At 63.7% G+C, this 7,980-nt stretch carries 7 protein-coding genes and 1 pseudogene; 4 read left to right on the forward strand and 4 right to left on the reverse strand.

The genetic code is table 11. The annotated features are described in order from the left end of the window. The 4 genes and pseudogenes from EOD07_RS14290 to EOD07_RS14305 form a co-directional block, all read right to left on the reverse strand. A pseudogene (locus EOD07_RS14290) lies at positions 1-195 on the reverse strand (spermidine/putrescine ABC transporter permease PotC); the annotation flags it as partial. Then, positions 188-1,135: an ABC transporter permease gene (locus EOD07_RS14295; RefSeq protein WP_127235932.1), complete on the reverse strand. Its 948-nt coding sequence runs from the start codon at positions 1,133-1,135 to the stop codon at positions 188-190. The pseudogene EOD07_RS14290 and the gene EOD07_RS14295, both read right to left, overlap by 8 nt. Beyond that, positions 1,135-2,238 (reverse strand): ABC transporter ATP-binding protein, encoded by a 1,104-nt coding sequence (locus tag EOD07_RS14300; protein ID WP_041004660.1) that lies wholly within the window; start codon positions 2,236-2,238, stop codon positions 1,135-1,137. Before EOD07_RS14300 ends, EOD07_RS14295 begins: the two co-directional genes overlap by 1 nt. Positions 2,239-2,377: 139 nt before the next feature. Beyond that, on the reverse strand, positions 2,378-4,045 hold the full coding sequence (locus EOD07_RS14305; protein WP_127235933.1) for an amidohydrolase: 1,668 nt from the start codon (positions 4,043-4,045) through the stop codon (positions 2,378-2,380). 251 nt (positions 4,046-4,296) lie between these two features. Between EOD07_RS14305 and EOD07_RS14310 the strand changes: the two genes are divergently transcribed. The 4 genes from EOD07_RS14310 (at position 4,297) to EOD07_RS14325 (ending at position 7,932) form a co-directional block, all read left to right on the forward strand. Further along, positions 4,297-4,950, forward strand: a complete 654-nt coding sequence (locus tag EOD07_RS14310) for a TetR/AcrR family transcriptional regulator (RefSeq protein ID WP_041004664.1) — start codon at positions 4,297-4,299, stop codon at positions 4,948-4,950. Between the two features lie 40 nt (positions 4,951-4,990). Continuing rightward, positions 4,991-6,022 carry a histone deacetylase family protein gene (locus EOD07_RS14315; RefSeq protein ID WP_127235934.1) on the forward strand — a complete coding sequence of 344 codons (1,032 nt, stop codon included), beginning with the start codon at positions 4,991-4,993 and terminating at the stop codon, positions 6,020-6,022. 432 nt (positions 6,023-6,454) lie between these two features. Continuing rightward, positions 6,455-7,165: a helix-turn-helix transcriptional regulator gene (locus EOD07_RS14320; RefSeq protein WP_073988093.1), complete on the forward strand. Its 711-nt coding sequence runs from the start codon at positions 6,455-6,457 to the stop codon at positions 7,163-7,165. Further along, positions 7,162-7,932 (forward strand): helix-turn-helix transcriptional regulator, encoded by a 771-nt coding sequence (locus tag EOD07_RS14325; protein WP_127235935.1) that lies wholly within the window; start codon positions 7,162-7,164, stop codon positions 7,930-7,932. Before EOD07_RS14320 ends, EOD07_RS14325 begins: the two co-directional genes overlap by 4 nt. The last annotated feature ends 48 nt before the right edge of the window (positions 7,933-7,980 follow it).

Below are 7,980 nucleotides of genomic sequence, written 5' to 3' on the forward strand. Positions count from 1 at the left end.
GTGGAACTCCTCGTTGAGCAGCGCGCTGCCGTACCAGTTGAGCGTGACGCCTTCCCAATGCGTGACCAGCGATCCGCTGTTCAGCGAGAAGATCATCAGGATCAGCACCGGTATATAGAGCACCAGCAGGCAGATGACGGCGATCGAGCGGAAGCCCGGCTGGTCCTTGATGTCCATGACGCGGGGCTCAGCCATGCTGCACCTTCCCCGACGTGTTGCGGACATAGAAGAACAGCGCCACCAGCACCGCCGCCATCAGGATCAGCGCCTGCGCGCAGCCGAGCGGCCAGTTGCGGCCCGAGCCGAATTGCTGCGCGATGAGATCGCCGATCATCAGGTGCACGCCGCCGCCCAGGATCAGCGGCGTCACATAGGCGCCGAGCGCAGGGATGAAGACGAGCAGGCAGCCGGCGATGATGCCGGGCTTGGACAGCGGGATGATCACCCGCCACAGCACCTGCCGGCGCGTCGCGTAAAGATCGTAGGCTGCCTCGACCAGGCGGAAGTCGAGCTTCTCCAGGCTCGAATAGAGCGGCAGCACCATGAACGGCAGGAAGGCGTAGAGCAGGCCGAGTTGGATGGCGAAGTTGGTGTAGAGCATGGTGATCGGCTTATCGATCACGCCGAGCGCCAGCAGCGCGTTGTTGATCAGGCCCTCGTCGCGGATGATGAACATGATCGCCAGCGTGCGGACCAGGAGGTTGGACCAGAACGGGATGGTGATCAGAAGCACCCACCAGTTGCGCTGCGCCGGCGGCCGCGTCGCCATGAAATAGGCGGTCGGAAAACCGAGCAGCAGGCAGATGACCGTCGTCACCACCGCGAACAGGAACGAGCGCAGGTAGATGATCAGGAAGTCCGGCGTGAACTGCAGCGTGTCGTCGAAAATGTCGCGCTGGAACAGGAAGTTGAAATAGGCGTCGGTCGAGAACTGCCACTGCACGCCGCCATAGGGCGCGGCGACGAGGAACGAGTAGACGCAGATGATGATCAGCGGCAGCACGCCGAAAATGCCGATGATGATCAGCGCCGGCAGCGACAGCAGCCGGTTGCGCCGCGCGCTGGTCTTCACCGCTTGGGCTTCGAACAACGCGGCCTTGGAAAGCGTGGTCGGGGAGAGCGTGGCTGTCGTCATCAGTCTTTCAGGACGCGAGCGGCGTCCTCCTCGAACTGGATGCCGACCTTGGCGCCGGTCTCGTAGGTCACCGCGCTCGAACGGCTGTTCTGGTGGCGCACGATGAAGTTCTCGCCGCCGCCGTCGAGCTTGACGTGGTAATGCGTGTCGGTGCCGAAATAGACAATGTTGGAGAGCGTGCCGGTGATCGTGCCCTTGGCCGGATCGGGAACCAGATCGGCGTGCTCGGGACGCACCACCAGCGTCACCTCGCCGGTCGGGTTGAAGCCTTCGGGATAGCCGGCACTGATCGTGGCGCTGCTGGCGAACTTGACCGTCGCCACGCCGGCCTGCTTCGACACCACCGTGCCGGGCAGGAAGTTCGTTTCGCCGATGAAGTCGGCGACGAAGCGTTCGGCCGGCCGGTCGTAGATGTCGCGCGGCGTGCCGACCTGCAGGATCTTGCCGGCCGACATCACCGCGATGCGGTCGGACATGGTCAGCGCTTCTTCTTGGTCGTGGGTGACGAAGATGAAGGTGATGCCGGTCTCGTTCTGCAGCCGCTTCAGCTCGATCTGCATTTCCTTGCGTAGCTTGTAGTCCAGCGCCGAGAGCGGCTCGTCGAGCAGGAGCACCTTCGGCTGCGGCGCCAGCGCCCGGGCCAAAGCCACGCGCTGCTGCTGGCCGCCTGAAATCTGGCTGGTGCGTCGCGCCTTGAGCGCTTCCATCTTGACCAGCTTCAGCATCTGCGCGACGCGCGCCTCGATCTCGGCTTTCGGCTTGCCGAGCATCTCCAGTCCGAAGCCGATATTCTGCGCCACCGTCATGTGCGGGAAGAGCGCATAGCTCTGGAAGACGGTGTTGACCGGGCGTTTGTAGGGTGGCAGCGGCGCGATGTCCTGGCCGTGCAGCAATATCTCGCCGGCGGTTGGGAAATCGAAGCCGGCAATCAACCTCAGCAGTGTCGTCTTCCCGCATCCGGAGGGGCCGAGCAGTGTGAAAAACTCGTTTTCGCGGATCGACACCGACACCGTGTCGAGGGCGGCTACCTGGTTTTCGCCGGTTCCGAAGACCTTGCGAACACCGCGAACTTCAATCGCGTTCTTACCCGGTTGTTCCGGCACGATTACCCCATTGAGAGCGCCTGCTCTTGTCGGCAGGTGTGTTCCTGTTTGATTGTCACCACAAGCCGGTCGGCTTGGCAACTGCGCAGCAGTGACTCGATCCGAGTCCCCATTCAATTAAGCAATTCCTATGCCATCGTTAGGCTTGGTAGGTGATCCTCCCTCCGCAGATGGTGGTCACCGGATGCACGGTGTGCAGCGCTTCCGGCGCGGTCGACTCGATATCCGCCGACAAGACGACGATATCGGCGAGGTAGCCCGTCTTCAGGCGACCCTTGCGATGTTCGTTGAACTCAGCATAAGCGCCTTCGACCGTGTAGCCCTCGATTGCTTCCCGCAACGAGAAGCTCTGGTCCGGCATGCCTTCTGCCCAAGGTTTGCGCATCACTGCCGCCTGGATGGACAGGATCGGATCGATCGGCGAAACCGGCCAGTCGGACGCGAACACCACGCGCGCGCCGGCGTTTTTCAGCGTGCGCCAGGCATAGCTCAGCGGCCACTTGTCGCGGCCGATGCGCGAGATCGTCGGCTCCATCGGGAAGTTCAGCGCGCCCGGCGGATGCGCCGGCTGCATCGAGGCGAGCACGCCGAGCTCGGCGAAACGCGGCACGTCGGGGGCCGTGATCACCTCGATATGCTCGACGCGGTGCCGGCTGTCGCGCCGGCCGTTCTTCTTCGCCGCCGCCTGGTAGCCGTCGAGCACCGCGCGCACGGCGCCGTCGCCGATCGAATGAACGGCGATCTGCAGCCCGCGCCTGTCGGCCTCGACCGCCACCTCGGCGAAATGTTGCGGCGAAAACAGCGGCTCGCCGCGCCATCCGGGCCTGTCGGCATAGTCGTCGACCATCACCGCCGTCCAGGAGTCCAGCACGCCGTCATAGAAGACTTTGACCATGCCGGACGTCAGCCATTCGGAATTGTAGGTCGCGGCCATCCGCGAAGCCTTTTCCAGCATGTCCAGCTTCATGAAGTTCTTGAAGTGGAACGGGATCTTGGTGCGGCAGAGCAGCCGCCCCTCCTTTTCCAGCCCGGCCAGCAGCTCGAGCTGGTAGAGATTGCCGTCCATGTTCTGGATCGAGGTGATGCCATGCTTGGCGCACCATTGCTGCCCGCGGTGCATCAGGTCTCGATCGGCGGCCAGTTCCTTCGCCGAAGGATAAGGATCGGGCTCCGCGCCTTCGAGGCCAAGCCGCGTCCGGTTCGCCCCGTAATGGTCGAGGAGCGGTCCGAAGGCCTCGCCTTCGCGCAGCTCGCCGGCCGCCAGCCCGTCGGCGCCCATGACGATCTCGTTGCCTTGTCCGACCTCTCTGCCATGCAGCAGCCCGGCCTCTTCCAGCGCCTTGGTGTTCGCCCACATCGTATGGTGGTCCGAAGCCGACATGGCGAAGGGACGGTCGGGAATGATACGGTCGAGATCGTGGCGCGTCACCGGCTCCGGCAGGATGGCGTAGTCCACGCCGGCGCCGATCAGCAGCCGGGCGTCCGGGCGCTTGGCCGCGAAATCCAGGATCGCGTCGCACAGCGCGTCGAAGCCATGGACGCCCGCCAGATGCAGGTTGTCGAGCTCGGCCGCGCCGCCGAAGAGATGCATATGCGCTTCGATGAAGCCCGGCAGAACGGAACCGCCCTGCGCGTCGACAATTTTCGTCGCAGGCCCCTTGAGCCCTTCGATCGAAGCGCGGCTGCCGATGGCGATGATGGCGCCGTCCTTGACGGCAATAGCTTCAGCGGCGGGATTGTCGTCGTCCATGGTCAGCACGCGGCCGTTGACGACCACCAGATCCGCACCACCACCCGCAACCGACATCGCGACTCCACATTTTGCTGAGGGACCGACAGCGCCAACGTCCAACGAGCTGCCGATCTATCGGGCGGCGCCATGGGACAAAGTCGATGCCGATGCGCCGCCTTCGAAATTCCCCTTGTTATCGTTGAAGACAGCGTGGATAAAGAATGCGACTGTTTATTCGCGTTTGTCAACAGCCGGAATTTGCAATGTATAGTGGACCGCACCGCACGCCGATGGTGGGGTCGAGCGGGGAACGGGGGCAAGGAGCAGTGAAGCGCAGTCTCGACCGCAAGACCAAAATAGCGCTCGAACCGCGCAAGCAGCCGCGGCAGCAACGGTCAAGCAAGGTGGTCGACAGGATTCTCGATGCGGCCCTGATCCTGACGCGGGAGCAAGGAACCAGAACGCCGACGACGCTCGCCATCGCGCAGCGCGCAGGCCTGTCGGTCGGTTCGGTTTATCAGTACTTTCCCAACAAGGAAGCCATTCTTCTGGACCTGGCCCGGCGCTGGCTGTCGTCCTTTCCTCAGGTGATCCAGAAGCGCATCAACACCCCCCGGCCGACCAACCGTGACGAGTTTCGGCGCGAAGTGCGCAAGCTCTTCATCGACACGTCAAGGCTCTATCTGGACAACGTCACGCTGATGCCGGTGATCGAGGCCATATCCGGCAACGCCGACCTGAGGCCGATCCAGGACGAATACGACAAAGAGATCATCGCCCTCTATGCAGCCTGGCTGCAGCATGTGAACCCGGCCCTCGAGGAAAAGACCGCCAAGCGATTGGGCCTGGTGATGATGGAGGTCGGGCACGCCTGCAGGCTTGTCGGACTGAAGCGGGATCGCAAGACATTCGACCTCATCGAGGACGATGTGGAAGCCATGTGGCTGGCTCTCGTGAACCCCTATCTCAACCTCGACTGATTTCGCATTTCCAACTGATTTCGCACTCCAGGGGAATTCTATGAAAACTGTCTTTTCGCCTCTCCACGCCGGCCATTCAGGCCAGATGGAACTGGTCACGTCGGCGATCGTGCCAGGTTTCGAGAAACCGTCGCGGGCCGAATTCATCAAGGCGCGGGTGGAAAGCGAGAAGCTCGGGCCGATCATCGGACCGGCCGAGCATGATCTGACCGCCGCCAAGCGCGTGCATGAAGCCCACTATATCGACTTCCTGCCGACGGTGTGGCCGGAATGGGTCGCCGCCGGTTTCACGGGATCGGCCATGGGCTTCACCTGGCCGACGCGCGGCCTTCGCGGCGACGTGCCGCCGAAGCGCGTCGATGCCTTGCTCGGCTATTACTCCTTCGATGCCGGCGCCACCTTCGTCGAAGGCACCTGGGCGGCGATCAAGTCGTCCTATGATGTCGCGCTGACGGCGGCGGCCCTCGTCAAGGGCGGCGAGCGCACCGCCTTCGCGCTCTGCCGTCCGCCAGGCCACCATGCGGGCGCCGCCTTCATGGGCGGCTATTGCTTCATCAACAACGCCGCCGTCGTCGCGCAATGGTTTCGCGACCAGGGCGCGAAGCGCGTTTCGATCCTCGATGTCGACTACCATCACGGCAACGGCACACAGGAGATCTTCTATCGCCGCGGTGACGTCCAGGTGCTCAACCTGCATGGCGATCCGATGGTCGAGTATCCGTTCTTCCTTGGCCACGCCGACGAGCGCGGCGAAGGCGAAGGCGAAGGTTTCAACGTCAATTACCCGATGCCTTTCGGCACCAACTGGGACGGCTGGGGCGCGTCGCTGGAGGACGCCTGCGCCAGGCTCGCGGCCTATGCCCCAGACGTCGTCATCGTCTCGCTCGGCGTCGACACCTTCGAGAAGGACCCGATCAGCCAGTTCAAGCTGAAGAGCGAGGACTATCCCAAGATCGGCCGCCGTATCGCCAGACTCGGCCTGCCGACGCTGTTCGTCATGGAAGGCGGCTACGCCGTCGAAGAGATCGGCATCAACGCCGTCGGCGTGCTGACCGGCTTCGAGGATCGCTGAGCCGCACCCGAATGGACATACGCCCTCGGTTGCGGCCGGGGGCGTATTTTTGCGCCACGCCACGAAATCATCGGCTCAATTCGGCTTTGAAATCACCGCCAAGTAACGCAAAGACCGGCTGCTGAGTCGCAATGCGAGTCCACCGGATTCGATTTTGTCAAATCGCGTTTGATGTCGGATTCATCTGCGGGTAGATTAGACCCGAATCAGCCGGTCCACGGGGGGCGCGGCGACCACCCAAAGTCTCAAGTTCCGGCGCCAGGCCGGCACCAGACGCGGACGGATTTCGCGTTCCCTAGAGGGATTCGGCGTGATTGGGCGCCGTTCGCGCCCGTGAGTGTGTCTTCGTAAACGTGACGCGTTTCGGTCCGGCCGTTGGCTTCGCCAGCACCGGGCACAAGGATCGATTCCGGCAAGAACCCAAGAATTAAAATGAGCAGTTCCGCCGCGCTTCTCCAACCCGATACTTCAGGCTCGCGCCTGACGTCCCGCGGCGATCTCACCTCCTTCTTCATGCAGCTTGCCGCCGATATCGGCGCCGACTCCTACATGCTGGTCGCCATCGTGCATGACCAGGACCGCAACGATGCGCGCATCGTCTCCTCGAACTGGATCTTCGACGGCATAGAGCTGATCGGCAAAAGGCTGATTGCCAATCTTGCGTTGGGCCCATTGACCGTGGCGCCGGGCGTACGCCCGAAGCCGTTGGTGGCCGCGCACGCGCCCGACGCCGGCGCATTGCTGAGCGGCGAGGAAGCCCGCCTGCTCGACGTGCTCGGCCACGCCGAAATCTATTCGCTGCGGTTGAATGTCGGCCGGCAACGCCTGTTCGTGCTGTTCTCGGCGGCCGAAGCGGGCAAGATCGACCTCACCGCCCTGATGAAGGCGCAGATCAAATGCTGCTATGCGCTTTCCAGCATTCCGCAGCTGATCGCGGCGGCATCCATGCAGGATCCGCTGTCGGACCGCGAGCGCGAATGCCTGTTCTGGGTCTCGGAAGGCAAGACCACCGACGAGGTGGCCGTCATCCTCGGCGTCTCGTCGAACACCGTCAACAGCTACATCACGCACGCCATCCAGAAGTTCGCGGCCTCGAACCGTGCGATGGCGATCGCGACGGCGATCAGGAGCGGCATCATTTGAAGCACGCACAGGCCAGAGAGGCGGCAGCCGCCCTTTTCAACGATCAGCGCAACCCGTTCGGCGCCTTCTCGCTCGGCTCCGAGACGCACCACGCCGTCACCATTCCCGATGCCGTGCGCCGATGCCGCTGGATCGCCGTCGATATCAATGCCTCGGCCTTCGGCCTCTATTTCGTCAGCCCCTCGCCCGAGCGCGCGCGTCTCGTGGCGTGTTTCGATTCCGACTATCCCGGCACCGCGGTCGCGACCAAGTTCATCTCCGGCGCCAATGGCGAGGATATGGTGCGCCACAGCCGCCTCTCGACGGCGCCGCGATGGTGGGCCGACGATGGCGCCGCCGGATCGCGGCAGGTCTTTCAGCCGCTCGCCTGGGCCGAGCCGACCGCGCCGCTGGCGCCCGGCACCAACGGCATCGCCTTTCCGGTGCATGCCGATCGCGGGCAATGCGGGCTGGTCGTCTTCCTCGGCTCGGAGATCGCGCTCACCGACGACACGCTTTGCGAGATTCACGCCCGCTCCTTCGCGCTCTTCGCGGCGGTCGCCCGCATCCGTCCCGGCGAAACCGGCCGCATGCGCTCGATCTCCAAGCGCGAGCTCGAATGCCTGAAGCTGACCGCCAACGGCAACACCAGCGAGGAGATCGCCAAGCTCCTCAAGCTGTCGGTGCATACCGCCAACCAGTATCTCACCCAGTCGACGCAGAAGCTCAACGCGGTCAACCGCAACCAGGCCGTCGCCAAGGCTTTGCGGCTCGGGCTGATCGAGTGACGTCACGCCTGCGGCACTGAACGTGCCGCGGCGAGGTCGGCTCGCCGC

Source organism: Mesorhizobium sp. M2C.T.Ca.TU.002.02.1.1 (assembly GCF_003997225.1).

Excerpts from the sequence above, each read along its gene's own strand:
- EOD07_RS14295 (WP_127235932.1), bottom strand. The coding sequence starts at position 1,135 with ATGACGACAGCCACGCTCTCCCCGACCACGCTTTCCAAGGCCGCGTTG.
- EOD07_RS14320 (WP_073988093.1), top strand. The coding sequence starts at position 6,455 with ATGAGCAGTTCCGCCGCGCTTCTCCAACCCGATACTTCAGGCTCGCGC.
- EOD07_RS14315 (WP_127235934.1), top strand. The coding sequence starts at position 4,991 with ATGAAAACTGTCTTTTCGCCTCTCCACGCCGGCCATTCAGGCCAGATG.
- EOD07_RS14305 (WP_127235933.1), bottom strand. The coding sequence starts at position 4,045 with ATGTCGGTTGCGGGTGGTGGTGCGGATCTGGTGGTCGTCAACGGCCGC.